The organism is Cupriavidus pauculus (assembly GCF_008693385.1).
Taxonomy (GTDB): Bacteria; Pseudomonadota; Gammaproteobacteria; order Burkholderiales; family Burkholderiaceae; genus Cupriavidus; species Cupriavidus pauculus_D.
Genome location: NZ_CP044065.1, coordinates 599729 through 623400 on the forward strand (window position 1 = coordinate 599729; position 23672 = coordinate 623400).

Annotated in this window: 23 protein-coding genes and 3 tRNA genes; 24 read left to right on the forward strand and 2 right to left on the reverse strand. The window is 64.7% G+C overall.

What is annotated here, in order from left to right; translation table 11 throughout:
* Positions 1–59 precede the first annotated feature (59 nt).
* From plsX to nagZ, 19 genes are all read left to right on the forward strand, one after another.
* Positions 60–1151 carry a phosphate acyltransferase PlsX gene (gene plsX, locus FOB72_RS02850; RefSeq protein WP_150371148.1) on the forward strand — a complete coding sequence of 364 codons (1092 nt, stop codon included), beginning with the start codon at positions 60–62 and terminating at the stop codon, positions 1149–1151.
* A gap of 78 nt (positions 1152–1229) precedes the next feature.
* A complete protein-coding gene (locus FOB72_RS02855; protein WP_150371149.1) occupies positions 1230–2210 on the forward strand; it encodes a beta-ketoacyl-ACP synthase III in 981 nt (326 codons plus the stop codon).
* Between the two features lie 56 nt (positions 2211–2266).
* Positions 2267–3196 carry an ACP S-malonyltransferase gene (fabD, locus tag FOB72_RS02860; protein WP_150371150.1) on the forward strand — a complete coding sequence of 310 codons (930 nt, stop codon included), beginning with the start codon at positions 2267–2269 and terminating at the stop codon, positions 3194–3196.
* Between the two features lie 37 nt (positions 3197–3233).
* Positions 3234–3980: a 3-oxoacyl-ACP reductase FabG gene (gene fabG / locus FOB72_RS02865; RefSeq protein ID WP_150371151.1), complete on the forward strand. Its 747-nt coding sequence runs from the start codon at positions 3234–3236 to the stop codon at positions 3978–3980.
* A 164-nt stretch (positions 3981–4144) separates the two neighbouring features.
* The gene (acpP, locus tag FOB72_RS02870; RefSeq protein ID WP_008644813.1) at positions 4145–4384 is read left to right on the forward strand and encodes an acyl carrier protein; all 240 of its coding nucleotides are present in this window, start codon (positions 4145–4147) and stop codon (positions 4382–4384) included.
* A 152-nt stretch (positions 4385–4536) separates the two neighbouring features.
* Positions 4537–5769 carry a beta-ketoacyl-ACP synthase II gene (fabF, locus tag FOB72_RS02875; protein WP_150371152.1) on the forward strand — a complete coding sequence of 411 codons (1233 nt, stop codon included), beginning with the start codon at positions 4537–4539 and terminating at the stop codon, positions 5767–5769.
* Between the two features lie 214 nt (positions 5770–5983).
* Positions 5984–6583, forward strand: a complete 600-nt coding sequence (rpoE, locus tag FOB72_RS02880; RefSeq protein WP_109580561.1) for an RNA polymerase sigma factor RpoE — start codon at positions 5984–5986, stop codon at positions 6581–6583.
* A gap of 104 nt (positions 6584–6687) precedes the next feature.
* Complete coding sequence (locus tag FOB72_RS02885; RefSeq protein ID WP_150371153.1) at positions 6688–7350, forward strand: sigma-E factor negative regulatory protein; 663 nt, start codon at positions 6688–6690, stop codon at positions 7348–7350.
* An 8-nt stretch (positions 7351–7358) separates the two neighbouring features.
* The gene (locus FOB72_RS02890) at positions 7359–8444 is read left to right on the forward strand and encodes a MucB/RseB C-terminal domain-containing protein (protein ID WP_150371154.1); all 1086 of its coding nucleotides are present in this window, start codon (positions 7359–7361) and stop codon (positions 8442–8444) included.
* Positions 8445–8566: 122 nt separating this feature from the next.
* Positions 8567–10036 carry a DegQ family serine endoprotease gene (locus tag FOB72_RS02895; RefSeq protein WP_411859821.1) on the forward strand — a complete coding sequence of 490 codons (1470 nt, stop codon included), beginning with the start codon at positions 8567–8569 and terminating at the stop codon, positions 10034–10036.
* A gap of 303 nt (positions 10037–10339) precedes the next feature.
* Complete coding sequence (lepA, locus tag FOB72_RS02900; protein ID WP_150371156.1) at positions 10340–12133, forward strand: translation elongation factor 4; 1794 nt, start codon at positions 10340–10342, stop codon at positions 12131–12133.
* 33 nt (positions 12134–12166) lie between these two features.
* Positions 12167–13066, forward strand: a complete 900-nt coding sequence (gene lepB / locus FOB72_RS02905; RefSeq protein ID WP_150371157.1) for a signal peptidase I — start codon at positions 12167–12169, stop codon at positions 13064–13066.
* Between the two features lie 140 nt (positions 13067–13206).
* On the forward strand, positions 13207–13530 hold the full coding sequence (locus FOB72_RS02910; RefSeq protein ID WP_150373717.1) for a DUF4845 domain-containing protein: 324 nt from the start codon (positions 13207–13209) through the stop codon (positions 13528–13530).
* A 1-nt stretch (position 13531) separates the two neighbouring features.
* Positions 13532–14302, forward strand: a complete 771-nt coding sequence (rnc, locus tag FOB72_RS02915) for a ribonuclease III (protein WP_109580567.1) — start codon at positions 13532–13534, stop codon at positions 14300–14302.
* Positions 14299–15237 carry a GTPase Era gene (gene era, locus FOB72_RS02920; RefSeq protein ID WP_150371158.1) on the forward strand — a complete coding sequence of 313 codons (939 nt, stop codon included), beginning with the start codon at positions 14299–14301 and terminating at the stop codon, positions 15235–15237. Before rnc ends, era begins: the two co-directional genes overlap by 4 nt.
* A 5-nt stretch (positions 15238–15242) precedes the next feature.
* On the forward strand, positions 15243–16124 hold the full coding sequence (recO, locus tag FOB72_RS02925; RefSeq protein WP_150371159.1) for a DNA repair protein RecO: 882 nt from the start codon (positions 15243–15245) through the stop codon (positions 16122–16124).
* Positions 16125–16134: 10 nt separating this feature from the next.
* Positions 16135–16929, forward strand: a complete 795-nt coding sequence (gene pdxJ, locus FOB72_RS02930) for a pyridoxine 5'-phosphate synthase (RefSeq protein ID WP_150371160.1) — start codon at positions 16135–16137, stop codon at positions 16927–16929.
* On the forward strand, positions 16926–17348 hold the full coding sequence (gene acpS, locus FOB72_RS02935; protein ID WP_150371161.1) for a holo-ACP synthase: 423 nt from the start codon (positions 16926–16928) through the stop codon (positions 17346–17348). The genes pdxJ and acpS overlap by 4 nt, the downstream gene beginning before the upstream one ends.
* Entirely contained in the window at positions 17345–18394 is a 1050-nt protein-coding gene (gene nagZ, locus FOB72_RS02940; protein ID WP_150371162.1) for a beta-N-acetylhexosaminidase, read from the forward strand. Before acpS ends, nagZ begins: the two co-directional genes overlap by 4 nt.
* 62 nt (positions 18395–18456) lie before the next feature.
* On the opposite strand, the gene efp is transcribed toward nagZ, so the two are convergent.
* The gene (gene efp, locus FOB72_RS02945; protein WP_150371163.1) at positions 18457–19017 is read right to left on the reverse strand and encodes an elongation factor P; all 561 of its coding nucleotides are present in this window, start codon (positions 19015–19017) and stop codon (positions 18457–18459) included.
* 110 nt (positions 19018–19127) lie between these two features.
* The gene (earP, locus tag FOB72_RS02950) at positions 19128–20309 is read right to left on the reverse strand and encodes an elongation factor P maturation arginine rhamnosyltransferase EarP (protein ID WP_150371164.1); all 1182 of its coding nucleotides are present in this window, start codon (positions 20307–20309) and stop codon (positions 19128–19130) included.
* A gap of 86 nt (positions 20310–20395) precedes the next feature.
* On the opposite strand from earP, the gene uvrC reads away from it, so the two are divergent.
* From uvrC to FOB72_RS02975, 5 genes are all read left to right on the forward strand, one after another.
* A complete protein-coding gene (gene uvrC, locus FOB72_RS02955) occupies positions 20396–22462 on the forward strand; it encodes an excinuclease ABC subunit UvrC (RefSeq protein ID WP_150371165.1) in 2067 nt (688 codons plus the stop codon).
* A gap of 99 nt (positions 22463–22561) precedes the next feature.
* Complete coding sequence (gene pgsA / locus FOB72_RS02960; RefSeq protein WP_150371166.1) at positions 22562–23161, forward strand: CDP-diacylglycerol--glycerol-3-phosphate 3-phosphatidyltransferase; 600 nt, start codon at positions 22562–22564, stop codon at positions 23159–23161.
* Between the two features lie 179 nt (positions 23162–23340).
* Positions 23341–23416, forward strand: a tRNA-Gly gene (locus tag FOB72_RS02965).
* A 58-nt stretch (positions 23417–23474) separates the two neighbouring features.
* Positions 23475–23550, forward strand: a tRNA-Gly gene (locus FOB72_RS02970).
* A gap of 9 nt (positions 23551–23559) precedes the next feature.
* A tRNA-Cys gene (locus FOB72_RS02975) sits at positions 23560–23633 on the forward strand.
* The last annotated feature ends 39 nt before the right edge of the window (positions 23634–23672 follow it).

Here is a 23672-nt window from a genome sequence, read left to right on the forward strand (position 1 = left end):
GCTTTTTTGTTGGGCGCTCGGCCTTCGGGCCGGCAGCGCGTTTTCCGTACCAGGAAACAATGACGATCAAGCTCGCCATCGACTGCATGGGCGGCGATCACGGCGTGTCCGTGACCGTGCCCGCAGCGATCAGTTTTCTATCCCGTCACGACGATGCCGAGATGGTGCTGGTCGGCCTGCCCGACGCCATCGAAGCGCAGCTGAAGAAGCTGCATGCGCTCGATCACCCGCGCGTGACCGTCGTGGCCGCCACCGAGGTCATCACGATGGATGATCCGGTGGAAGTGGCGCTCCGCAAGAAAAAGGACTCCTCGATGCGCGTCGCAGTGACGCAGGTCAAGGAAGGCCGTGCGGGCGCCTGCATCTCCGCCGGCAACACCGGCGCGCTGATGGCGGTCTCGCGATACGTGCTCAAGACGCTCGAAGGTATCGAGCGTCCCGCCATCGCCACCACGATTCCGAACGAGCAGGGCTGGGGAACCACCGTGCTCGACCTTGGCGCCAATGCCGATTGCGAACCGGAGCATCTGCTCCAGTTCGCGCGCATGGCCGAGGCAATGGTTGCCGTCGTCGATCACAAGGCGCATCCCACGGTCGGCCTCCTCAATATCGGCGAGGAAGTCATCAAGGGCAATGAAGTGGTCAAGGCCGCGGGCGAACTGCTCCGCGCGTCCGAGCTCAACTTCTACGGCAACGTCGAAGGCAACGACATCTTCAAGGGCACCACCGATATCGTCGTCTGCGACGGCTTTGTCGGCAATGTCGCGCTCAAGAGCAGCGAAGGGCTGGCGAAGATGATCGGCAGCATGATCAAGGACGAGTTCACCCGCTCCTGGTTCACCAAGCTGCTGGCCGTGATCGCGATGCCGGTGCTCAAGCGACTGGCCAACCGGCTCGACCCGGCCCGCCATAATGGCGCGTCGCTGCTTGGCCTGCGCGGCCTCGTGATCAAGAGCCATGGTTCGGCCGACGCCCGCTCTTTTGAATGGGCGATCAAACGCGGGTATGATGCCGCCAGTAACGGCGTCATCGAACGCATCGCCAGGGCTTTCGCCAACAAGGCCGGCGCCACCAGCGCCGCTGCTGGCGACCCCGCCGGCGGCCCGGAGACAAATTCGCCCGATCCTCATTCCAGCAAGCATGCGGCCTGACACGGCGTCCGAGAGGGCGCCGGGCGCGCGGCGTTTGTGGCAGCGAGCCGCGGCCCGGACCACACGATCCGACACTACATGACCAAGTACGCAAAAATCATCGGTACGGGGAGCTATCTGCCTCCGCGGCGCGTCACCAATCAGGAACTCGCCGCCCAGCTCGCGGAAAAGGGCATCGAGACCAGCGACGAATGGATCCTCACGCGCAGTGGCATCTCGGCGCGTCACTGGGCGGAGCCCGATGTCGGCAGCAGCGACCTCGCGGTCAAGGCCGCCGAGCGCGCGATCGAAGCCGCGGGCATCGACCGCCAGGACATCGACCTGATCGTGGTGGCCACGTCCACGCCCGACTTCGTGTTCCCGAGCACTGCCTGCCTCGTGCAGAACAAGCTCGGCATCACGAACAACTGCGCGGCCTTCGACATGCAGGCCGTGTGTTCCGGCTTCGTGTACGCGCTGGCCACGGCGGACAAGTTCATTCGCAGCGGTTCGCACCGCAATGTGCTTGTCATCGGCACCGAGGTATTCTCGCGCCTGCTCGACTTCAACGACCGTACGACGTGCGTGCTGTTCGGCGATGGCGCGGGCGCCGTGGTGCTGACGGCCTCCGACGAGCCGGGCATCCTGTCGTCGGCGATGCATTCGGACGGCAGCCATGTGGATATTCTCTGCGTGCCCGGCAATGTCTCCGGCGGCAACATCACGGGCAACGCCTTCCTGCATATGGATGGCCAGGCCGTGTTCAAGCTGGCCGTGACCGTGCTCGACAAGGTGGCGCGGGAAGCGATCGCGCTCGCGGAGATGCAGCCGGAGCAGATCGACTGGGTCGTGCCGCACCAGGCCAATATCCGCATCATGCAGGGCACCACGAAAAAGCTGGGCCTGTCGAACGAGCGCATGGTTGCCACGGTGCACGAGCACGGTAATACTTCGGCCGCGTCGATTCCGCTGGCGTTCGACGTCGCGGTGCGCGACGGCCGCATCAAGCCGGGACAGACCGTGCTGATGGAAGGTGTGGGCGGTGGTTTCACGTGGGGTGCGGTGCTGCTGCGCATGTAAGCAGGTCCCGATCGAATCCAGCAAAGATCCAGTAAAGATCCAGGAAAGAATCACCCATGACATTCGCATTCGTATTTCCGGGCCAGGGCTCGCAGGCAGTGGGCATGCTCAATGCCTTCGCCGACAATGCGGTCGTGCGCGCGACGCTCGAGGAAGCATCCGCGGCGCTCGGCCAGGACATCGGCCGCCTGATCGCCGAAGGTCCGGCGGAAGAACTGAACCTCACCACGAACACGCAGCCGGTCATGCTGACCGCCGCGGTGGCCGTGTACCGTGCATGGCTCGACGCGGGCGGTCCGCGTCCGGCGCTGGTGGCCGGTCACAGCCTCGGTGAATACTCGGCGCTGGTGGCCGCGGGCGTGATCCCGTTCGCCGACGCCGTGCCGCTCGTGCGCTTCCGCGCGCAGGCGATGCAGGAAGCCGTGCCGGTGGGCGAGGGCGGCATGGCCGCGATTCTTGGCCTCTCGGATGACGACGTGCGCGCGGCCTGCGCCGAAGCCGCATCGGCGGGCGTGGTCGAGGCCGTCAACTTCAACGCGCCGTCGCAGGTCGTGATCGCGGGCCACAAGGGCGCGGTCGAGCGCGCGTGCGAGATCGCCAAGGCGAAGGGCGCCAAGCGCGCGCTGCCGCTGCCGGTGTCCGCGCCGTTCCACTCGTCGCTGCTGAAGCCCGCTTCGGACCGCCTCAAGGAACGCATGGCGACGCTGACGTTCGCCGCGCCGCAGATCCCACTCGTGAACAACGTCGATGTGGCCATCGTCAGCGACCCGGAGCAGATCAAGGATGCGCTCGTGCGCCAGGCCGCCGCACCGGTGCGCTGGGTCGAGTGCGTGCAGAAGATCGCCGCAGAGGGCGTGACCCACGTGATCGAATGCGGTCCGGGCAAGGTACTTGCCGGCATGACCAAGCGCATCGACGGCAACCTCGTCGGTGGCGCGATCTTCGATCCGGCATCGCTGCAGGACACACTGGCGCTGCTGAAGTAAGCCGCCGCAACTGAACGCAACTACGCAACAACGCAAGATGAGCAAGCTTCTCGACAATCAGGTTGCACTGGTCACCGGCGCATCGCGCGGCATCGGCCGTGCCATCGCGATCGAACTCGCGCGTCAGGGCGCCTACGTCATCGGCACCGCGACCAGCGAAGCCGGCGCCGCGACGATCGGTGAATACCTCGCGGCCGAAGGCCTCAAGGGCAACGGCGCCGTGCTCAACGTCAACGACGCCGCACGCTGCGACGCCCTCGTCGAGGAAATCGTGAAGACGCATGGCGGCCTGAACGTGCTGGTGAACAATGCCGGCATCACGCAGGACCAGCTGGCCATGCGCATGAAGGACGAGGACTGGCTCAACGTCATCGACACGAACCTGACGGCCGTCTTCCGCCTGTCGCGCGCCGTGCTGCGCCCGATGATGAAGGCGCGCGGCGGCCGCATCATCAATATCACCTCGGTGGTCGGTTCGACCGGCAACCCGGGCCAGATGAACTACGCGGCGGCCAAGGCCGGCGTGGAGGGCATGTCCCGCGCGCTCGCGCGCGAGATCGGCAGCCGCAACGTCACGGTCAACAGCGTGGCGCCTGGCTTCATCGATACCGACATGACCAAGGTCCTGTCGGAAGAACAACATGCCGCGCTGAAGTCGCAGATCCCCCTCGGCCGTCTGGGCCAGCCGGAAGACATCGCGAACGCGGTGGCTTTCCTGGCCGGTCCGCAGGCGGCCTACATCACGGGCACGACGCTGCACGTGAACGGTGGCATGTATATGTGAAAGGCTTTTTCCGGCTTCGAGGGAGAAGCCTTACGAAGCCGGCCGTAGCAGTCGTTTTTCAAACCAAACGGGCGCGATTCTTGCAAAGACCGCTAAGCGGATTTTTTGCGGTCCAAACCTGCTAAAATGCGCCCACTTTTTGTCGAACTTCCCTGGAGGGTTACATGGACAATATCGAACAACGCGTCAAGAAAATCGTGGCTGAACAGCTTGGCGTGGCCGAGGCAGACATCAAGAACGAATCGTCGTTCGTGAACGATCTCGGCGCCGACTCGCTGGACACGGTTGAACTCGTGATGGCGTTGGAAGATGAATTCGGCATGGAGATTCCGGACGAGGAAGCCGAGAAGATCACGACTGTGCAACAAGCGATCGATTACGCTACCGCACACGTCAAGGCCTAAGCCTGTCGTCTCTGCTGCCGTCTCGGTATTCATTCGAGCCACAGAAGGCACGGCGGCCGGCCAGTCCGGTCCGTCAAGCTGCTTTCTGTGGCTTTCGTCTGTTCGACGAAGCGAGATTCCGTTTCGCTTCACGCACCTCGTAGGAAAAGATAGTGAGCCGTCGTCGCGTCGTCGTCACTGGGCTTGGCCTTGTGTCTCCGGTTGGAAACACGGTCGCCGAAGGCTGGGCCAATCTGGTTGCCGGCAAGTCCGGCATCGCCACCATTACCAAATTCGATCCTTCCGCATTCGCCTGCCATTTCGCCGGTGAAGTGAAGGGCTTCAACGCCGAGGATTACATCCCCGCGAAGGAAGCCCGGAACATGGATACGTTTATCCATTTCGGCATTGCGGCAGGAACCCAGGCGCTGCGCGACAGTGGCCTGGAGGTGACGGAAGCCAACGCCGAGCGCATCGGCGTGCTCGTCGGCTCGGGCATCGGCGGCCTGCCGATGATCGAGGATACGCAGATGGTGCTGGCCAATCGCGGCCCGCGTCGCATCTCGCCGTTCTTCGTCCCGGGTTCGATCATCAACATGATCTCGGGCCACCTGTCGATCATCCACGGCGTGAAGGGCCCGAACATCGCGGCCGTCACGGCGTGCACGACGGGCCTGCACAGCATCGGCCTGGCCGCGCGCCTGATCCAGTATGGCGATGCGGACGCGATGCTCGCGGGCGGTGCCGAGTCGACCGTCTCCCCGCTGGGCATCGGCGGCTTTGCCGCGGCGCGCGCGCTGTCGACGCGCAACGACGATCCGGCGGGCGCCTCGCGTCCGTGGGACAAGGACCGCGACGGCTTCGTGCTGGGCGAGGGTGCCGGCGTGCTCATGCTCGAGGAGTACGAGCACGCGAAGGCGCGCGGCGCACGTATCTATGCGGAGCTGACCGGCTTCGGCATGAGCGGCGACGCGTTCCACATGACCGCCCCGAACACGGACGGTCCGCGCCGCTGCATGGTCAACGCGCTCAAGGATGCCGGCGTCAACCCGGACGAGGTGCATTACCTGAACGCGCACGGCACGTCCACGCCGCTGGGCGACAAGAACGAGTCCGACGCGGTCAAGCTGGCCTTCGGCGATGCCGCCTACAAGCTGGCGGTGAATTCGACCAAGTCGATGACGGGCCATCTGCTGGGCGGTGCCGGCGGCCTCGAGTCGGTGTTCACGGTCCTGGCGATTCATCACCAGGTCTCCCCGCCGACGATCAACCTGGTCAACCAGGATCCGGAGTGCGATCTCGACTACGTGGCCAACACAGCACGCGAGATGAAGATCGATGTTGCCGTGAAGAACAACTTCGGTTTTGGCGGCACCAACGGCACGCTTGTCTTCAAGCGCGTCTGATACCGCTCCCGCCTGCGCGCCGGCGCCCCCGGAAGGGGCGCGCCGCGTGCAACCCTTTCCCCGCGCGACGCGCGCATCACGTGCAAGGAACGTTTCTTGCGCAGTGATGGTCACAGAATGCGCTGCGCAACACACGGCAGTTTCGCGAACGTAGGTAAAATACAACGCTTGTCGTGACGACGAAACCAAGAGATACACTGCAGGTGAACCATTCGTGAGCGAACGCGAAGCCGATCAGCTTCTTGTTGAACGCGTCCAGCAGGGCGACAAACGGGCATTTGAATTGCTGGTGGCCAAGTACCACCGCAAGATCATTCGCCTGATCTCGCGCCTCGTCAGGGACCCCGCCGAAGTGGAGGATGTGGCGCAGGATGCCTTTATCAAGGCATATCGCGCCTTGCCCCAATTCCGGGGCGAATCCGCTTTCTACACGTGGCTGTACCGGATTGCGGTCAATACTGCCAAGAACTATCTGGCGACCCAGGGCCGGCGCCCGGAGGCCTCCAGCGATATTGACGCCGAAGAGGCTGAAACTTTTGCGGACGGTGAACAACTAAGGGATATCAATACGCCGGAGTCGATGCTCCATACGCGGCAGGTGGCCGAGACGGTCAACCGGGCGATGGAGGCGCTGCCGGAGGAATTGCGTACCGCCATCACCCTTCGCGAGATCGAGGGCCTCAGTTACGAGGAGATCTCCGAGGCGATGGGGTGCCCCATCGGCACGGTGCGCTCGCGGATCTTCCGCGCGCGGGAAGCCATTGCCGAGAAATTGCGGCCCTTGCTGGGAACGGCAGAGGGCAAGCGGTGGTAAGAAGAATGTCGTGCAGCCAGCGTTGCAGCCTATTCCTGCATCGATAAACGACAAGCAGTAGTACGGGATTTATCGGTGTTCAATGGAATTTCTTGGGGTTGGAAATGGGTCAGGCTCATAAGCAGTCGGTTCATGCGGTTCAGGTAGTGGAAGCATCGGAGCAAATCTCCGTATTGATGGACGGCGAGCTGGCGCCGAACGAAGTCGATGCAGTACTGGCGCTCGCCAAGGGCGATGCCGGCATGGCCGACTGGTCAACCTATCAGCTGATTGGCGATGCCCTGCGGTCCGAGGAACTCACGCATGCCGGTTCGACCGATGCGTTCCTCGCCCGGTTTTCCGCGACGCTGGAAGCCGAGCCGCACGTGCTGGTTCCCGCGGTTGCCGCGGCGAGCCGCCAGCGCATGCTCGTGCGCCCGTCGTGGGTACGCCGCGTGATGCCGGGCACCGCGATCGCGGCCGCCGTGGCCGCGGTGAGCTGGGTCGTCGTGCCGCAGATGCGCGGCCCCGCCGACATCGGTGCGCCGGATGCCGTGGTGGCACGCGCGGAACAGCCGGCGGCAGCCGTGCAGTCCGTCGTCGCCAAGCCTGCCGCGAGCGGTGCGCTGGTGACCGTCGCGGCCGACAGTTCGCAGATGATCCGCGACCCGCGCCTCGACGAGTACCTGCGCGCGCACCGTACGTCGGTGGCGACCGATGCCGTCGTGCCCACCATGCGCACGGTGGCCAACGGCGCCAATTTCACCCAGGATAATTCGCAGGAATAATGCCGGACATGCATAAGGGACACACGCCTGCCAACGTAGCAGGCGGATACGGAATGAAGGGCCTGCGCAGGTCCTTTTTTCTGGCCTTGTGTCTGACCGCTGCCGCAGCGACTGCGCAGCCGGACAGCACGCTGAACCGCCGCGACGCCACCGCATGGCTCAACAAGATCCATCGGGCGGCGCAACGCGAAAACTACGTTGGCACGCTGATCTATCAGCGTGGCAGCGTGATGCACGCCTCGCGCATCCAGCACTACAGCGACCTCGTGCACAACGAGTACGAACGCCTCGAAACGCTCGATGGCAAGCCGCGTGAAGTGCTGCGTCAGAACGACGTCGTCCACAGCCTGATTCCCGAAGCGAAGCTCGTGGTCGTGGAGAAGCAGGAAGCAAAGGACCGCTTCCCGGCGCTGCTCGCGACGAACAAGACCGACGTGCTCGATCTGTACGACATGCGCAAGCTGCCGGCGGAGCGCGTGGCGGGCGTCGAGTGCGAGGTGTTCGCGCTGGAGCCGCACGACAGCGCGCGGTATGCGGTGCGCCTGTGGGCGGACAAGAACTCGGGATTGCTGATGCGCGCGCAGACGCTGGGCGAGGGCGGCAAGGTGCTCGAGCAGGTCGCGTTCTCGCAGGTCGATATCGGCGTGCCGTCGGAGAAGCAGCGCATTCTCTCGGCGATCAAGAACTCCAGTTCCTGGAACCACTACGAGGTCAACTACCAGCCGGCCAACCTGGCCGACGAGGGGTGGACCATCAACCCGCCGCTCAAGGGTTTCCAGAAGATTCGCGAAGTGCGCCGTCCGCTCGGCGAGCTGCGCGCGCCCGCCCAGGACAGCAAGGACGGGAACAAGGGTCAGGTGTTCGAGGTGCTGCAGGTCGTCTACAGCGACGGCCTTACCGGTCTGTCGATCTTTATCGAGCCGGTGTCGGAGCAGCGTACGCGCCGCGAAGGCGTGGCCTCTCTCGGCGCGACCCAGGTGGTCGTGCGCCGCGTGTCCGATTACTGGATCACCGTCGTCGGCGAGGTGCCGGCCGCCACGGTCAAGCAATTCGCAACGGCCGTCGAATACCGTCCGCCCAAGACGGTACACTGAGCCGGTTCGGGGCGTCCCATGGGACGCTCCTTGCATTTCTTTCTCACTGCATTCCTTTCTCGCTGCAATCCCGGGAGCCGTCGATGATGATGAAATCTCCATCCGTGGTGCGAACCATGGTCATGGTGGCCATGCTCGTGCTTGGCCCGGCCGTTTCCATGTCCGGCCACGCACAAGCCGCGGCATCGAACTACAACCTGCCGGACTTTACCGATCTGGTGGAGAAGGCCAGCCCCGCCGTCGTGAATATCCGTACCACCGAACGCGTGCGCGCGCGCGGCAACGGCACGCCCGACGATGACGAGATGGCCGAGTTCTTCCGCCGGTTCTTCGGCGTGCCGATGCCGGGCCAGCCGACGCCTCCGGGCGGTGGCGGCAATACGCCGCGCCGCGGTCAGCCGCCGCAGGGCGAGGAGCAGAGCCGTGGCGTGGGGTCGGGCTTCATCATCAGCCAGGACGGCTACGTGATGACGAACGCCCACGTGGTGGCCGATGCGGAAACCATCTACGTGACGCTGCCGGACAAGCGCGAGTTCAAGGCCAAGCTGATCGGCTCCGACAAGCGGACCGACGTGGCGCTGATCAAGCTGGAGGCGACGGGCCTGCCGCGCCTGACGCTCGGGGACTCGGACAAGATCCGCCCGGGCGAATGGGTGCTGGCCATCGGCTCGCCGTTCGGGCTCGACAACAGCGTGACGGCGGGCATCGTCTCGGCCAAGGGCCGCGACACCGGCGACTACCTGCCGTTTATCCAGACCGACGTGGCGGTGAACCCGGGCAATTCCGGCGGCCCGCTGATCAACCTGCGCGGCGAGGTCATCGGCATCAACTCGCAGATCTACAGCCGCAGCGGCGGCTATATGGGCATTTCGTTCGCGATTCCGATCGACGAGGCGATGCGCGTGGTCGAGCAGCTCAAGACGTCGGGCAAGGTCACGCGCGGCCGGATCGCGGTGGCGATCGGCGACGTGACGAAGGAAGTGGCCGATTCGCTGGGGCTGGGCCGCGCGCGTGGCGCGCTGGTCGGCAGCGTCGAGCCGGGCGGCCCCGCGGAAAAGGCGGGTATCGAGGCGGGTGACATCATCCTGAAGTTCAACGGCCGCGATATCGAGAAGGCCTCGGATCTGCCGCGCATGGTGGGCGACACCAAGCCGGGCACGCGCGTGCCGCTGCAGTTCTGGCGCAAGGGCCAGACGCGCGACGTGTCGATCACGGTTGCCGAACTGGAACCCGACAACGCCAAGGTGGCGCGCTCGCGCGGCGGCGACAAGAAGGGCGGCGACGAGGGCGCCCAGCAGGCACCGAAGCCCAATGCGCTCGGACTGGTGGTAAATGACCTCGCCGAAGCGCGCCTCAAGGAGCTCAAGGTCAAGTCGGGCGTCGAAGTCGATACGGCAGACGGTCCGGCGTTGCGGGCCGGGATTCGTCCGGGCGACATCATCCTGCGCCTCGGCGACACGGACGTTACGGGCGCGCGCCAGTTCAACGATCTGGTCAAGGCGCTCGACAAGAGCCGCATCGTGGCCATCTTCGTGCGCCGCGGCGACGCCACGCAGGTGCTGACACTGCGCCCGAACGGGCAGGCCCGCTGAAGCGGGCGCCCCGGCCCTCGTCTTGCTCAGATGCAGGGCGATGGCGGGGGAAGCCGGACAATGTGGCACAACGTGGCCAGCCAACGTCGCGCGAGAAGCGCGGCGTTTTTTCTTGATGCGCACCGAGTGTTGTGTGGGCCACCCGGCCCGGTGGAGCCGGACCATTTGAAGTCACGGAACCCTTTGAAATTCCTGTAAAATCTCGGTTTGGCGCGCGGATTGCGAAACACCCGCACATGCGCGCCGCCCCGCATCCGGCCAGACAGACCGACCCGGCCGCGCCACGCTTCCCAGAACTTGTAGATGGACCATATCCGTAATTTCTCGATCATCGCCCACATCGACCATGGGAAATCGACCCTGGCCGACCGGATCATTCAGCTTTGTGGGGGCCTTTCCGATCGCGAGATGGAAGCGCAGGTTCTGGACTCGATGGACATCGAGAAAGAGCGCGGCATCACGATCAAGGCCCAGACCGCCGCGCTGAGCTACAAGGCGCGCGATGGCAAGCTGTACAACCTGAACCTCATCGACACCCCGGGACACGTCGACTTCAGCTACGAAGTCAGCCGTTCGCTGTCCGCGTGCGAAGGCGCGCTGCTGGTCGTCGACGCGTCGCAGGGCGTGGAAGCCCAGACCGTGGCCAACTGCTATACCGCGATCGAACTCGGCGTGGAAGTGGTGCCCGTGCTCAACAAGATCGATCTGCCGCAGGCCGATCCCGCGACCGCGATCCAGGAGATCGAGGACGTGATCGGTATCGATGCGCAGGACGCAACGCCGTGCTCGGCCAAGACCGGCCAGGGCGTGGAAGACGTCATCGAGGCGCTGATCGCCAAGGTGCCGCCGCCCGAGGGCGATCCGAGCGCGCCGCTGCAGGCGCTGATCATCGACTCGTGGTTCGACAACTACGTGGGCGTGGTGATGCTCGTGCGCGTGGTCAACGGCACGCTGCGTCCCAAGGACAAGATCCTGCTGATGGCAACGGGCGCGCAGCACCTGACCGAACAGGTCGGTGTGTTCTCGCCGAAGTCGATCCCGCGCGATTCGCTGTCGGCGGGTCAGGTCGGCTTCGTCATCGCCGGTATCAAGGAGCTGAAGTCCGCGAAGGTGGGCGACACGATCACCACCACCACGCGCAAGGCCGACGCGCCGCTGCCGGGTTTCAAGGAGGTCAAGCCGCAGGTGTTCGCTGGCCTCTATCCGGTGGAATCGAACCAGTACGAAGCCCTGCGCGAGTCGCTCGAGAAGCTGCGCCTCAACGATGCCGCGCTGCAGTTCGAGCCGGAAGTCTCGCAGGCGCTGGGCTTCGGTTTCCGCTGCGGCTTCCTCGGCCTGCTGCACATGGAAATCGTGCAGGAGCGTCTGGAGCGCGAATTCGACATGGACCTGATCACGACCGCGCCGACCGTGGTCTATCAGGTGCAGCTGCGTGATGGCTCGATGGTCACCGTCGAGAACCCGGCCAAGATGCCCGACCCGAGCAAGATCGAGGCGATCCTCGAGCCGATCGTCACGGTCAACCTCTACATGCCGCAGGACTACGTGGGTTCGGTGATCACGCTGTGCACGCAGAAGCGTGGCTCGCAGATCAACATGAGCTACCACGGCAAACAGGTGCAGCTCACGTACGAGATCCCGATGGCCGAGATCGTGCTCGACTTCTTCGATCGCCTGAAGTCGGTGTCGCGCGGCTATGCGTCGATGGACTACGAGTTCAAGGAGTACCGCCCGTCGGACGTGGTCAAGGTGGACATCCTGATCAACAGCGACAAGGTGGATGCGCTGTCCGTGATCGTGCACCGTTCGAACTCGCAGTACCGCGGCCGTGAAGTCGCCGCGAAGATGCGCGAGATCATCCCGCGCCAGATGTACGACGTGGCCATCCAGGCGGCCATCGGCGCGAACATCATCGCGCGCGAGAACGTCAAGGCGCTGCGCAAGAACGTGCTGGCCAAGTGCTACGGCGGCGATATCTCGCGGAAGAAGAAGCTGCTGGAAAAGCAGAAGGCGGGCAAGAAGCGCATGAAGCAGGTGGGCACGGTCGAGATTCCGCAGGAGGCGTTCCTCGCGATCCTGCAGGTTGACGACAAGTAAGAACACAAAGAAACCGACAATCAAAACGCCGTCATGAATTTCGCCTTGATCCTTTTTGTGCTGGTGGTCATTACGGGCATTGCCTGGGTCGCGGACAAGCTCGTCTTCGAGCGCCAGCGCCGCAGTGTGGCGCAGCTGGCGCTGGCCGAGTTCGACGCGAACCGCAGCCAGCTTGCCACGACGCATGGTGGCGCCGAGCTCGATACCTCGCGCGCCCGGCTGGCCGAAGAAAAGATGCGCCAGCCCTGGTGGCTCGAATATTCGGCGAGTTTCTTCCCGGTCATCCTCGCGGTGTTCGTGCTGCGCTCCTTCGTGGTGGAGCCGTTCAAGATTCCGTCGGGCTCGATGATCCCGACGCTGCTGATCGGCGATTTCATCCTCGTGAACAAGTACGACTACGGCATTCGCCTGCCGGTGATCAACAAGAAGGTCATGAACGTGGGCGAGCCGCAGCGCGGCGACGTGATGGTGTTCCGTTACCCGAAGGACGAATCGCTCGACTACATCAAGCGCGTGATCGGCGTGCCCGGCGATGTGGTCCGGTACGAGAACAAGAAGCTCACGATCAACGGCAAGCCGGCCGAGTACCAGCCGCTGCCCGACTACCTCGACGAAGAGCGCCTCACGTATTCGAAGCATTTCACCGAGACGCTGCCCGGCGGTCCGTCGCACGGTATCCTCAACGACGCCGACCGGCCCGCGTTCGTGGCCGGCGCCGACCCGGATTTTCCGTTCCACGAGAACTGCACTTACAATCAGCAGGGGCTGACGTGCAAGGTGCCCGAGGGTCATTACTTCGTCATGGGTGACAACCGGGACAACAGCCTCGATTCGCGGTACTGGGGATTCGTACCGGATAAGAATGTGGTGGGAAAGGCATTCGTGATCTGGATGAATCTGGGCAATTTCGGACGCGTGGGAACGTTCAAATAGCAGGGAACAGGCGTTCTTTTCGCGCCGCGCAAACACTCACATAGAAGAGAGAAGCGCATATGGGTCAATGGGTCAGCATCAACAGGAAACAACAGCTTCGTGATGTGATGTATAAGTCGCATCGATCGCGAGGTTTTTCGATGGGGTCGTTACTCATCGTCATCGTCATACTGATCTGCGTGATCTTGCCCGCAGTGAAGTCGATACCGAGTGTGCTCGAATATTTCTCGGTGCGGCGCGCGGTGACGTTTGCGAAGGACCACGCCGCGAACCGCAAGGAAGTGGCGACGTACTTCGACAAGCAGGCGCAGATCGACCAGATTTCCTCGATCAAGGGTGAGGATCTGGACGTGCAGGAAGATGAAGGCGGTCGCGTGCGCGCGATCGATTTTTCGTACCGGACCGAGATTCCCGTCTACGGCGCCGTGAGTCTATTGATTACCTATTCGGGAACGCAGCACTGACATGAACCTCGACGCATTGCAGCAACGGCTCGGCTACCGATTCAGCAAGCCCGAATTGCTGCAACAAGCGCTGACGCACCGCAGCCACAGCGCCCAGCACAACGAACGCCTCGAATTCCTGGGCGATTCGGTGCTCAACTGCGCCGTGGCGGACATGCTCTACGGCATGTTCGGCAAGCTCGACGAAGGTGACCTGTCGCGTGTGCGCGCCAACCTCGTGAAGCAGCAGGCGCTGTACGAGATCGCCCAGATGCTGCAGCTGTCCGACACGCTGCGGCTGGGCGAGGGCGAGCTCAAGAGCGGCGGCTTCCGCCGTCCGTCGATCCTGGCGGACGCGCTGGAGGCCATCGTCGGCGCGGTGTTCCTCGACTCTGGCTTCGATGCGGCGCGCGGATTGATCCGCAAGCTGTACATCCCGATTCTCGAGCAGGTGGATCCGCGCACGCTGGGCAAGGACGCCAAGACCCTGCTGCAGGAGTATCTGCAGGGGCACAAAATCGCGCTGCCGCAGTACAACGTCGTCGCCACCCATGGCGCCGCGCACAGCCAGCAGTTTGAAGTCGAATGCACGGTGCCTAAACTGGAAGTCAGCGTGTTCGGCACGGGCGCCTCGCGGCGCGCGGCCGAACAGGCGGCAGCGAAGCTTGCACTCGACGAAGTACAGAAGCTCGTGCCGCAGCTGCTCAAGCGCAGCCGCGCCGAGCGCACGGGCAAGACACGCAAGCAACCTGTGCCACCCGATCCCCAGTTGTCTCTCAGGTTGAAGGAATGACCGAATTACAGCCTCCGTCGCAAGAAGCGGCGGGCAACCCCGATGCCCCGGCGTTCCGCTGCGGCACGGTGGCCATCGTTGGCCGTCCCAACGTCGGCAAGTCCACGCTGATGAACGCGCTGGTCGGCCAGAAGATCAGCATCACGTCCCGCAAGGCGCAGACCACGCGCCACCGCCTCGTCGGCATCCAGACCACCGACGACGCGCAGTTCGTGTTCGTCGATACGCCGGGCTTCCAGACGCGCCATGCCAGCGCGCTCAATCGTTCGCTGAACCGCGCGGTCACGTCCACGCTGTCGTCGGTCGACCTCGTGCTGTTCGTGGTCGAGGCCGGGTATTACGGCCCCGATGACGAGAAGGTGCTCGCGCTGCTGCCGAAGAATACGCCGGTGCTGCTCGTGACCAACAAGCTCGACCGGCTCGGCGAGAACCGCGCCGAGGTCATGATGCCGTTCCTGGAAAAGATGGGACACCAGTTCCCGTTCCGGGAAGTGGTGCCGATGTCGGCCAAGACGCGCGACCATATCGATCGCCTGATGGCGATCATCCGTCCGTACCTGCCGGAAGGCGAGCCGATGTACGACGCGGACGCGATGACCGATCGCAGCGAGCGTTTCCTCGCGTCGGAAATCATCCGCGAGAAGGTGTTCCGCTGGACCGGCGACGAGCTGCCGTACACGAGCACGGTGATCATCGACAAGTTCGAGACCGAAGGCCGCCTGCGGCGCGTGTTCGCGACGATCCTCGTCGAGCGCGACGCGCACAAGGCGATGATCATCGGCAACAAGGGCAGCAAGCTCAAGCAGATCTCGACCGAGGCGCGCCTCGACATGGAGAAGCTGTTCGACGGCAAGGTCTACCTGGAGATGTGGATCAAGGTCAAGAGCGGCTGGGCCGACAACGAAGCGGGACTGCGTGCCTACGGATACGAGTAAGGGGCATGGCTGAAGCGCGCCGCGGCGCCGGCAACGTGCGCCGCGCCGATCCCATTGCCGAGGAGGCCGCCGAGCTGCTTGCCACGCAGGCGGTGCCGTCCATGAGCGCTTCCGTCGCGCTCGGGCGCGAGATGATGGACCGCGCGATGCGCATCGTGCCCGCGCGCAGCGAGGCGCGCGTCACGAACGAGACGGGCTTCGTGCTCCATGCCTATCCGTACCGCGAAACGAGCCTGATCCTCGATGTCTTCACGCGCGATCATGGCCGGATGGCAATGGTCGCCAAGGGCGCCAAGCGTCCGCACTCCGCGCTGCGCGCCGTGCTTCAGCATTTTCATCCGATCTCGCTGTCCTGGAGCGGCCGCGGCGAAGTCAAGACGCTGACGAAGGCCGAGTACGTCGGGGGCATGCTGCCGATGGCCGGCGATGCGCTGCTCTCCGGCTTCTACCTCAATGAGCTGCTGCTGCGGTTCTGCCCGCGCGAGGATGCCCATCCCGCGCTGTTCAAGCATTACATGATCACGCTCACGCGGCTGGCCCATGGCGAGGCCGCGGGGCTCGTGCTGCGGAGTTTCGAGCGCGTGCTGCTGCAGGAGACCGGGTTTGCCGTGGCGTTCGACCGCTGCGCGGGCACGGACGAACGCGTGCAGCCCGGCCTCGACTATGTGTACCAGCCCGAACGCGGCGTGCGCCGCGCGCAGGCGAGCGATCCGTCCAGCTGGCCGGTGGTGTCGGGCCAGACCCTGCTCGATATGGCACAGGACGATTACGGGCGCGCGCAGACCGTCGCGCAGAGCCGTGGCCTGATGCGGTTCCTGCTGCATTATCATTTGCAGGGCGTGCCGCTGAAAACGCGGCAGATCCTGATCGACCTGCAATTCCTCTAATGAAGACAGCATGATTTTCCACGCGAATCCCGGCGTCATCGACCTCGGCGTCAACATCGACCACGTGGCCACGCTGCGCAACGCGCGCGGTACGGTCTATCCCGATCCGATCCAGGCCGCGCTGCAGGCCGAGGAGGCTGGCGCGGATCTGATCACGCTGCACCTGCGCGAGGACCGTCGCCATATCCGCGATGCCGACGTGCGCGCGCTGCGCCCGAAGCTCGCCACGCGCATGAACCTGGAATGCGCGATTACCGCCGAGATGCTCGATATCGCATGCGAGATCCAGCCCCAGGACGTCTGCCTCGTGCCCGAGAAGCGCACGGAGGTCACGACCGAGGGCGGTCTCGACGTGGTGGGGCACTACGCGCAGGTGGAAGCCGCATGCCGCCAGCTTGCGGCGGCGGGCATCCGCGTGTCGCTGTTCATCGATCCGGATCCCGAACAGATCGCGGCGTCGAAGGCCGTCGGCGCGCCCGTCATCGAACTGCACACCGGCCGCTATGCCGATGCGCACGATGCGGCGGAGCAGGCCGCGGAACTCGAGCGTGTGGCGGCGGGCGTGGTCGCCGGCGAGAACCACGGCCTGATCGTCAATGCCGGTCATGGCCTGCATTACACGAACGTGCAGCCGATCGCGGCGCTGCCGGGCATCAAGGAACTCAATATCGGCCATGCGATCGTCGCCCACGCGGTGTTCGCGGGCTGGCAGAACGCGGTGCGCGAGATGAAGGCCATCATGGTCGCCGCGCGCCTCGGTACGCGCTATCCGTCGGTTTCGACGTTCGCCGGAAAGTCCGCGTGATCTCCGGCATCGGCACCGACATCATCGAGATCGACCGCGTGCGCGGCGTGATGGAGCGCACGCGCGGACGCTTTGCCGAGAAGATCCTCGGCCCACGCGAACTCAAGATCTATCACGCACGCAAGGCACGCTCGGAAAAGCGCGGGCTCGCGTTCCTGTGCACGCGCTTCGCGGCCAAGGAGGCGTTTTCCAAGGCCATCGGCCTCGGCATGCGCTGGCCCATGACGTGGCGCGCGATGGAACTGGTGAACCTGCCGTCGGGCGAGCCCACGCCGGTCTGCTCGGGCGAGCTGGCCGAGTGGGTTCGGGAACGCGGGCTGACCATTCGGGTCAGTGTCAGCGACGAACACGCGTATGCGGTCGCCTTCGCGATCGCCGAGCGTGGCGTGCCCTCCAACGAATCCAATCAGACACTATGAACAAGAAGACCTCCGGCAAGCGGCCGGGCCCGGTAGTGCTCGACGTCGTCGGCAAGCAGCTCGATGACGAGGATATCCGCCGTATCGCGCATCCGTTGACGGGTGGCGTGATCCTGTTCGCGCGCAACTTCGAGTCGCGCGCGCAACTCGTGGCGCTCACGCGCGCCATCCGCGAGGTGCGGCAGGACGTGCTGATCTGCATCGACCACGAAGGCGGCCGCGTGCAGCGCTGCAAGACCGACGGCTTCACGCATCTGCCCGCGATGGCAAAGCTTGGCGCGCTGTGGGATCAGGACGTGCTGGCGGCCACCAAGGCCACGATCGCGTGCGGCTACGTGCTGGCAGCCGAGCTGCGCGCCTGCGATATCGACCTGAGCTTCACGCCCGTGCTCGACCTCGATTACGGCAGTAGCGGCGTGATCGGCGATCGCGCGTTCCATGCGGATCCCCGCGTGGTGACGATGCTGGCGAATCACCTGACGCATGGCCTGCTGCTCGCGGGCATGAGCAACTGCGGCAAGCATTTTCCGGGGCATGGTTTCGTCGCGGCGGACTCGCACGTCGCGGTGCCGGTGGACGAGCGTTCGCTCGACGAGATCCTCGAACGCGATGCACGTCCCTACGACTGGATGGGGCAGGCGCTGGCATCGGTGATGCCCGCGCACGTGATCTATCCCAGGGTCGATCCGAATCCGGCGGGCTTCTCGCGCTTCTGGCTGCAGGACATCCTGCGCTCGCAGCTCGGTTTCGAAGGCGTGATCTTCAGCGACGACCTCAGCATGGAAGGCGCCAGCGTTGCGGGCACCGTCACGCAGGCCGCGCGCGCGGCGATCGATGCCGGCTGCGACATGGTGCTGATCTGCAATCATCCCGATCGCGCGGACCAACTGCTCGCGGAGCTGGACGTGCGCATCGGCAAGGCGTCGCAGCGCCGTATCCGCAAGCTGTTCGGCCGCAGGAAGCCGCTCGAGTGGAATCGCCTGCAGCAGGAGCCCGAGTACCGCGCGGCGCTGGCGCTGCTCAAGAGCCATGACCTGATCGCATGACCGGGCGGGGACAACAATAAAAAAAGGCAGCCGAGGCTGCCTTTTTTATCGAGCGTGCGAGATCAGTTCGCGCGGCTGCGGTATTCGCCGGTGCGCGTGTCGATTTCGATCTTGTCGCCGATGTTGCAGAACAGCGGCACTTGCAGTTCGAAGCCGGTGTTGATCTTGGCGCCCTTGAGCACCTTGCCCGACGAGGTGTCGCCCTTGACGGCGGGTTCGGTGTAGACGATCTCGCGCACGAGGGTCGTCGGCATTTCCACCGAGATGGCCTTGTCGTTGTAGAACACCACTTCGACGTTCATGCCGTCTTCGAGGTAGTTCAGCGAGTCGCCCATGCTGTCCTTCTCGACTTCGTACTGGTTGTAGTCGGTGTCCATGAACACGTACATCGGATCGGCGAAGTACGAGTAGGTGCACTCGCGGCGCTCGAGCACGACCACTTCGAACTTGTCGTCGGCCTTGAACACCGACTCGCCCGGGGCGTCCGTCAGCAGGTTCTTGTACTTCATCTTCACGACGGCGGCGTTACGGCCCGACTTGTTGTATTCGGCCTTCTGCACGACCATCGGGTCCGAGCCAATCATGAACACGTTGCCGACGCGGAGTTCCTGTGCGATCTTCATTTGATCCGTTTCCTGAAAAAATCTGTCCGGGGGGTGGTTGCGTCCCCGGAGTATCGTGTAAGGCGGGCGACGCTGTGGCTGCTCACTGACTCGCCACGGAAATCAACCGGCTATTCTACCTGAATTTCACAAAACGACACCAGGTTGGCGGCCAGATCGCCCAAGTGCTGAAGCTGCCGCTGCCAGCGGTCCGTGCCCTTGGCGAGGGCCGGCAATTGTGCGCGAAACGCCTCCCATGCGGCCACTTGCCGTGCCGGATCGGCGTAGTCGTCGTAGGCGTTCCACGCGTGGCACAGGCCGGTCATGGCCGCGGCGGTCTCCGGGGCCACGCCGGCGCGTGCGAAGCGCGCCAGCCACGCGTCGAGCTTGACGCGGTGCGCATGCTCGTCCTGCGGATAGATATGCCACGCAAGCGGCCGCGCCGCCCATAGCCCCCGCACCAGCGAGTCTTCGCCGCGCACGAAGTTGACGTCGCAGGCCCAGAGCAGTTCGTCGAACAGTTCCTGCCGCACGAACGGCACCACGTTGAGCGTCAGGTTGCCCTGCGCATGACGGGTGCCCGGCGTGGCCGCCGTGCCGAGCACCTGCGCGGCCTGCTGCGCGGCGAGTCCCTGCGGGACGAGGCACTGCACCGGTTCCGCGCCGTCGCGCCACTGCGCGAGCAGGGTGGGGAGCATCGGATTCTCGTAGGCGAACAGGCTCACCCGCAGCGCCCCGGCGACGGGCTGGAAGCCGAGCCGATGCCAGAGCGCGGCCAGCGCGGCCGGGCTCGACAGGAACGCGTCGCGCTGCGCGCCGAGCATCGACTCGCGCAGCAGGCCGCCGGTATCGTGCGCAAAGCCCGGAAAGAAGAAATGCTTGACGAGCGGCAGGCGCGGATGCGGCGATGCCATGCGATGGTGCTCGGCGACCCAGGACTCCGCGCTCAGGTACTCGAGGTTGATCCATACGGGTTTGCGCGGCGCGGCGGCCATGCGCTGCAGCAGCGCATACGGCAGGTCGCAGGCGAAGGCCTCGACCACGACGTCGTGCGGCAGGAAACCGTCTTCGGCCGGGAAGGGGGCATCGGTCCCCTGTTGCCATGGCCGGACTTCCACGCCCGACAGGCGTTGCGTGGGGGCGGTGGGATCGATTTCGGGCGCCAGGCGCGCAAAGCTGTGCAGGTCATCGACCCAGAGGCGGACCGCGTGGCCGTGCTCCTGTGCAAGCTGGCGCGCGAGGCGCCAGCAGACGCCGATATCGCCGAAGTTGTCGACGACGGTGCAGAAGATGTCCCAGGAGCGGATAGTCATGCGGGAGGCCGGCAAAGGAATGCTCTAAACTTGCGATTCTAGAACGTCCCCAGCCTTATCCCCAGCCTTACCTCCATTCGAATCCGATGCCCGAGCAGGATCCCGCCACGCCCGCAGAACCCAAGATTGCCGATGCGCTGACCGACGCGGACGCCGCCGAGCAGGCCGATCCGGCCGAGCCGGTAGAGCCGGTCGGGGAGGCCGTGTTCGACGCGCGGCCGATCATCGCGCGCCTGCCCGGCCTGCCCGGTGTCTACCGCTATTTCGACGCGGCCGGCAACGTGCTGTACGTGGGCAAGGCGCGCGACCTGAAGAAGCGCGTCTCCAGCTATTTCAACAAGACGCAGCTGTCGCCGCGCATCGCGCTGATGGTGAGCAAGATCGCCCGCATCGAGACCACGGTGGTGCGCACCGAGGCCGAGGCGCTGCTGCTCGAGAACAACCTGATCAAGGCGCTCGCGCCGCGGTACAACATCCTGTTCCGCGACGACAAGTCCTATCCGCTGCTCAAGCTGACCTCGCACAAGTTTCCGCGCATGGCGTACTACCGCGGCGCGACGGACCGCAAGCACCAGTACTTCGGGCCGTTCCCGAGCGCGTATGCGGTGCGCGAGAGCATGCAGATCCTGCAGAAGGTGTTCCAGCTGCGCACGTGCGAGGACACCGTCTTCAACAACCGCACGCGTCCCTGCCTGCTGCATCAGATCCATCGCTGCACGGCGCCGTGCGTGAACGCGATTACCGAAGAGGACTACGCGCGCGACGTCGGCAATGCCGCGCGTTTTCTCCAGGGCCACGAGAACGAGGTGCTGGCCGCGCTGCAGGCCAAGATGGAATCGCATGCGATGCAGCTGGAGTTCGAACAGGCCGCGGCCGTGCGCGACCAGATCGGCGCGCTGTCGACGGTGCTCAAGCGGCAGGCCGTGGAGGAAGTGGGGCAGGCGCGCGATATCGATATCCTCGCGGTGGCCGTCGAGGGGGGGCGCGCGTGCGTCAACCTCGCGATGGTGCGCGGCGGGCGGCATTTAGGCGACAAGGCCTATTTCCCGGCGCATGCCGACGAGGCGGCGGTCATCGTCGAGGACGGCGAGGAAGCGGAGGCCGTGGAGGTCGTGGAGGCCGGGGCGGACTTATCGGTGGATCGCGCAGTGGATCGGGTCGCCGCGCGCGTGCTGTCGGCGTTCATGATCCAGCATTACCTCGACCAGGGCGCGCCGCCGATCATCGTGGTCAGCCATATGCCCGCCGATGGCGCGGTGGTGGAGGCGCTCTCGATGCAGGCGGGCCGCAAGGTCGCGCTCGTGCGCCAGCCGCAGGGCCAGCGGCGCGTGTGGCTCGAGATGGCGCAGCAGGGCGCCGCGCTTGCCCTGTCGCGGCGGCTGGCGGAGCAGGGCAGCCAGCAGGCGCGCACGCGCGCGCTGGCCGAGACCATCGCCCTCGATCTGGAGGACCTTGCCACCCTGCGCATCGAGTGCTTCGACATCAGCCATACCGCGGGCGAGGCCACGCAGGCGTCGTGCGTCGTGTTCCATCACCACGCGATGCAGAACGGCGAGTACCGGCGCTACAACATCAACGACATCACGCCCGGCGACGATTACGCGGCGATGCGGCAGGTGCTGACGCGACGCTACCAGAAGCTCGTCGAGCAGATGCAGGAAGACGCCGGCGCGGAGCCTGGCACGGCCGTGGCGGAAGAGCGCTCGAAGATGCCGCGCATCGTGCTGATCGATGGCGGCAAGGGGCAGGTGGAGGTCGCGCGGCAGGTGTTCGAGGAACTCGGGCTCGATATCGGCCTGCTCGTGGGCGTGGCCAAGGGCGAAGGCCGCAAGGTCGGGCTCGAGACGCTGATCTTCGCGGACGGCAGGCCCTCGCTCGAACTCGGGCAGGGCAGCGCGGCGCTGATGCTCGTGGCGCAGATCCGCGACGAGGCGCACCGCTTCGCGATCACGGGCATGCGCGCCAAGCGCGCGAAGGCGCGCACCACGTCGCGGCTGGAGGAGATCGAAGGCATCGGTGCGCGCCGGCGTCAAAAACTGCTGACGCGATTCGGCGGCCTGCGCGGCGTCATGGCGGCGAGCATCGACGAACTCGCGAGCGTCGAGGGTATCTCGCGCGCGCTGGCCGAGGAGATCTATCGCCAGCTGCATTGAGGGACCGGAAGTCACGAATTGGCATGCGGTGGCGGAAATCGGCGACAATCGCGGCATTCCATTGATCGACCCGGCCCAGCCTCCGTCGCCCTCCGCTCCATGCCACTGAACATTCCCATTCTGCTGACCTGGCTTCGCGTGGCCATGATTCCCCTCGTGGTGGGCGTCTATTACCTGCCCGAGGCATGGATGCCGATGCCGATGAAGAACGTCACCGCAGCCACGTTCTTTATCGTCGCCGCCGTGACGGACTGGCTCGATGGGTTCCTGGCCCGGCGCTGGAACCAGACGTCGGCCTTCGGCGCGTTTCTCGACCCCGTGGCGGACAAGCTCATGGTCACCGCAGCGCTGCTGTCGCTGCTGGCACTGGGCCGCGTGGCCGACCTGATCGCGCTGGTCATCATCGGCCGCGAGATCACGATTTCCGCGCTGCGCGAGTGGATGGCGCAGATTGGCGCCTCGCGCAGCGTGGCCGTGAATTTCCTGGGCAAGCTCAAGACCATGGTGCAGATGATCGCGATTCCGCTGCTGCTGTTCCATGACTCGCTGTTCGGCTTCGATGCGTCGGTGCTCGGCGGCTGGATGATCTACGTGGCGGCGGTGCTGACGCTGTGGTCCATGTTCTACTACATGAAGCTCGCATGGCCGCAGATTCGCGAGCGCGCCAGTGTCGTGAGTGGCGCACGCACGCAAAAGTAAATCGGATTAAAAAAGTTGTTGACGGGGCCGTTCGGTCTTTGCAATAATCTCGTTCTCGCTGCTGCTGACGCAAACGAATCGAGCAAGATTAAACGGTTTTGGCGTCGGAACGAAGCACGATAATGCGTAGTTAAAAGATGTTGCGCGATTGTCTGCTTTTCAGTAGTATGCAGGACCCTGCGGGAGTAGCTCAGTTGGTAGAGCGCAACCTTGCCAAGGTTGAGGTCGCGAGTTCGAGACTCGTCTCCCGCTCCAGGTTAAGTTGTTCGACGGTTTGCATACGCCGGCGAGCATGTTGTAAAGCAAGTCGTATGCGGGAGTAGCTCAGTTGGTAGAGCGCAACCTTGCCAAGGTTGAGGTCGCGAGTTCGAGACTCGTCTCCCGCTCCAGTTCCCTAAGGCGGGGTGGCAGAGTGGTTATGCAGCGGCCTGCAAAGCCGTGTACGCCGGTTCGATTCCGACCTCCGCCTCCAAGTGTTCTGTTTTGCCGAACGGCGTCGTGAAAACGACGC

Bases quoted from the DNA above. Each gene is read 5' to 3' on its own strand.
- plsX (WP_150371148.1), top strand. From the start codon at position 60: ATGACGATCAAGCTCGCCATCGACTGCATGGGCGGCGATCACGGCGTG.
- FOB72_RS02855 (WP_150371149.1), top strand. From the start codon at position 1,230: ATGACCAAGTACGCAAAAATCATCGGTACGGGGAGCTATCTGCCTCCG.
- fabD (WP_150371150.1), top strand. From the start codon at position 2,267: ATGACATTCGCATTCGTATTTCCGGGCCAGGGCTCGCAGGCAGTGGGC.
- fabG (WP_150371151.1), top strand. From the start codon at position 3,234: ATGAGCAAGCTTCTCGACAATCAGGTTGCACTGGTCACCGGCGCATCG.
- acpP (WP_008644813.1), top strand. From the start codon at position 4,145: ATGGACAATATCGAACAACGCGTCAAGAAAATCGTGGCTGAACAGCTT.
- FOB72_RS02885 (WP_150371153.1), top strand. From the start codon at position 6,688: ATGGGTCAGGCTCATAAGCAGTCGGTTCATGCGGTTCAGGTAGTGGAA.
- FOB72_RS02890 (WP_150371154.1), top strand. From the start codon at position 7,359: ATGCATAAGGGACACACGCCTGCCAACGTAGCAGGCGGATACGGAATG.
- FOB72_RS02895 (WP_411859821.1), top strand. From the start codon at position 8,567: ATGGTGGCCATGCTCGTGCTTGGCCCGGCCGTTTCCATGTCCGGCCAC.
- lepA (WP_150371156.1), top strand. From the start codon at position 10,340: ATGGACCATATCCGTAATTTCTCGATCATCGCCCACATCGACCATGGG.
- lepB (WP_150371157.1), top strand. From the start codon at position 12,167: ATGAATTTCGCCTTGATCCTTTTTGTGCTGGTGGTCATTACGGGCATT.
- FOB72_RS02910 (WP_150373717.1), top strand. From the start codon at position 13,207: ATGGGGTCGTTACTCATCGTCATCGTCATACTGATCTGCGTGATCTTG.
- rnc (WP_109580567.1), top strand. From the start codon at position 13,532: ATGAACCTCGACGCATTGCAGCAACGGCTCGGCTACCGATTCAGCAAG.
- era (WP_150371158.1), top strand. From the start codon at position 14,299: ATGACCGAATTACAGCCTCCGTCGCAAGAAGCGGCGGGCAACCCCGAT.
- recO (WP_150371159.1), top strand. From the start codon at position 15,243: ATGGCTGAAGCGCGCCGCGGCGCCGGCAACGTGCGCCGCGCCGATCCC.
- pdxJ (WP_150371160.1), top strand. From the start codon at position 16,135: ATGATTTTCCACGCGAATCCCGGCGTCATCGACCTCGGCGTCAACATC.
- nagZ (WP_150371162.1), top strand. From the start codon at position 17,345: ATGAACAAGAAGACCTCCGGCAAGCGGCCGGGCCCGGTAGTGCTCGAC.
- efp (WP_150371163.1), bottom strand. From the start codon at position 19,017: ATGAAGATCGCACAGGAACTCCGCGTCGGCAACGTGTTCATGATTGGC.
- earP (WP_150371164.1), bottom strand. From the start codon at position 20,309: ATGACTATCCGCTCCTGGGACATCTTCTGCACCGTCGTCGACAACTTC.
- uvrC (WP_150371165.1), top strand. From the start codon at position 20,396: ATGCCCGAGCAGGATCCCGCCACGCCCGCAGAACCCAAGATTGCCGAT.
- pgsA (WP_150371166.1), top strand. From the start codon at position 22,562: ATGCCACTGAACATTCCCATTCTGCTGACCTGGCTTCGCGTGGCCATG.